Raw genomic sequence first — 1,604 nt, 5'->3', positions numbered from 1 at the left:
ATGGATCTTTAGCTTGGACCACAAGAACAGATACGTTGTGTGCTGGCGTATTGTTAGCAATGTTCGAGTCGAAAATAATAATTAAAAAAACGCATTCAATGCTTAAGTCTAATGTATCTAGTTATATTATTTTCTTAACACTATTCCTTGCGCTTCTTATGATTCCAGCAACTAAGTATGGAAAAATGGCTGGTGTAACTACTATTGTATGCTTCTTAATAGTGTATGTTTCTGTCTGCAAGGATTTAATGATACTCCCGAAAGGGAGATTGAAGAATATATTCACATATCTAGGTGGAAGATCTTATTCGATATATTTAATACATGTTAATGTTTTTTTGCTTACATCAGAGTTATTTGGAAAGTTAATAACAACCAACAATAATATTGGGGTAAAAGTAATTACATTAACTGTAGTCGCTTCATTTTTTACCATTTTATTTGCAGAGATTAATTATAGAGTATTGGAAAAACCACTCACTAAAAAGGGCCGAGATATGGCCGCCAGATACAAAAGTAAGCTTGATTTTAATTACACAGAAAAAAAGAAGATCCTAAGCAGTGGAAAATACAGAGCAGATGACCAGGCCTAAAGATGTGTTGTCGATAGTGACTAATCTCACTTTGTGGGATGTCTATTGAGGTGGGATAGAGACAAATTTGGGACTATCATTGCTTTTCATCGCGTACCAACGTTTGTCATCTTTTTGCATCTTGGGACGTGTGAGCGGCGGTTGATGCGGTAACTTACTGGTTTAAATAGTAGTTCTATGCACTCTTAATCAATTGGTCGCAGGTTCGAACCCTGCACGACCCACCAACAAAATCAATAAGTTACACTAAATTTCATATGCCTTATTTATATTTTTGTGCCATATTCGTATCGGCAGTATTTAATATTCCATCTGTTTATTTCATATGCTGGATTAAATTGATGGGTTAACGACGAACAAACCTTATTAGCATCTCAATATCCTTTCTCAGCCTATTTCTTATGATATATAAATAGTGAGTCTCGATTTAAATAATTGACTTTTTTATGTATATCTTAACCAGGAATATGGGTAAAACACGTTAAAACCCGAATGTTAATTGAGTAAATAAAGTTGAATAAACATCAATTATGATTATAGGCTTGCGCTGAATAGTTTTATTTTCTCCGTAGTTGTGATAATCGTAATGCTTTACTCACTAACATTGCCAATAAAAATCTCAATTTTCCATAATATCCAGGGGCCGTGATATGAGAGGTCTGTGAACAGTAAATACCTATGGTGGTCGAAAGCGGAAATCGCTCAAACGTTTGATACTACCTTTCCTGAGAGTATTCTTTCGATTTTAGGCTAAATGTCGAGACGCGATGGCTGTATGGCAGCCATGTAGGGTGAGGATCAGTGAGTCAAACAATTATTTTTTTGCGTATTAACACGACAATTTATTGTACTTTTTACCCGAGATAAAACAAAAGAGCCGCGCATTAGCGAGACTCTTTTAGCGGTTACTGAAAAATAAAATTGATGGTTCCAGCAATCAGTAGCAGAAATACAGTATATTGTAAGTAGTACGCGGACATTGCTCTCATTTCTTCCTCCTTGCTGTTATGG

General features: G+C 35.3%; 1 protein-coding gene. It reads left to right on the top strand.

What is annotated here, in order from left to right:
- Nucleotides 1–593: acyltransferase family protein (locus tag V2A85_RS23540; protein ID WP_420072536.1), on the top strand; the 593-nt coding region annotated here is incomplete at its 5' end.
- Nucleotides 594–1,604 lie beyond the last annotated feature (1,011 nt).

The organism is Yersinia sp. 1252 StPb PI (assembly GCF_048593885.1).
GTDB classification, from domain to species: Bacteria; Pseudomonadota; Gammaproteobacteria; order Enterobacterales; family Enterobacteriaceae; genus Yersinia; species Yersinia enterocolitica_E.
Note: the sequence above shows the minus strand (reverse complement) of the source record. Positions and strands in the feature narration are given on the sequence as shown.